Genomic DNA, 1,082 nt, shown 5'->3' with positions numbered 1-1,082 from the left:
ATGCAGTACGTACCCATTACGCCGGACGCGGAAAGCGCCCATTTTCATTCCGGGCCTGCACACTATGATGTGATCTCCATTCAGTCGCAGGTGGTTTATGGTTGCGTAGGGAACAGTATCGCGGTACCGGCGCTGGCGCAACATGGGTTGCGTGTTGCATTGGTGCCTACGGTCATCCTCAGCAATACGCCTCATTATCCTAGCTGCTATGGTGGGAAAATTCCGGTCGAATGGTTTGAAGGTTTTCTGCAAGGTCTGCTGGAGCGGGGCGCATTGACACATGCGCGTGCTATCGTTATTGGCTATATCGGCACGACCTCGCTGGTGCCGCCGTTGGTTGCCTGGCTTAAACAGGTGCGCGCCTCTTGGCCGGATATTCACATCATTCTCGATCCGGTGATGGGGGATACTGACTGCGGTTACTACGTCAATGCCGAGATAAATGCCTGCTATCGCGATGAGGTATTACCGCTGGCTACCGGGCTGACGCCAAATGCGTTTGAGCTGAGCTGTTTATCGGCGATGACGCTGGACAGTGCCGAATCGGCTATTGCCGCTGCACGTTCGTTGCTAAAGGGAACGCTGGAGTGGGTGGTTGTCACCAGTGCACCGGGCAACCTCGATAAGCAACGGATTCAGGCGCTGTGCGTCACACGCGATGCGGTGGTACCGATCCTGCATAACCGTTTACCCATTGCGCCGAAAGGCACTGGCGATCTGTTCTGTGCAGAACTGACCGCGGCTTTACTCGCCGGACAATCTCCGGCACAGGCCGCACAACATGCCTGCCATCAGGTGGAACGCTCAGTGTTGAAAACCCAGTTGGCTGAAAGCGAAGAGCTGTGTCTGGCTCCGCTGGTGTAAGGGGATAACGACAATGACGCTCGAATCATATCAGTACAAGCTTAATTTAGTTACAACATACATTGCATTATATCAACAACCACTCTCCTGAGATAACGCCTCTCGTTGATAAAACCCCGTCAACAGTACCTGGTGGGGCAGACAATACTAAAATCATGATCGCGCTTCACTTTTTTTCTTTTGCTTGCAAATAGAATTGAAACTCGATTTCATTTTAT

At 52.4% G+C, this 1,082-nt stretch carries 1 protein-coding gene; it reads left to right on the top strand.

The features are described from left to right. Positions 1-864: a pyridoxine/pyridoxal/pyridoxamine kinase gene (gene pdxK, locus J5224_RS29525; RefSeq protein ID WP_264628626.1), complete on the top strand. Its 864-nt coding sequence runs from the start codon at positions 1-3 to the stop codon at positions 862-864. Positions 865-1,082 lie beyond the last annotated feature (218 nt).

This window comes from Candidatus Symbiopectobacterium sp. NZEC135 (assembly GCF_025962695.1).
The sequence above is the reverse complement of the archived record's forward strand: the minus strand, read 5'-3'. Positions and strand labels throughout refer to the sequence as shown.

Bases quoted from the DNA above. Each gene is read 5' to 3' on its own strand.
- pdxK (WP_264628626.1), top strand. From the start codon at position 1: ATGCAGTACGTACCCATTACGCCGGACGCGGAAAGCGCCCATTTTCAT.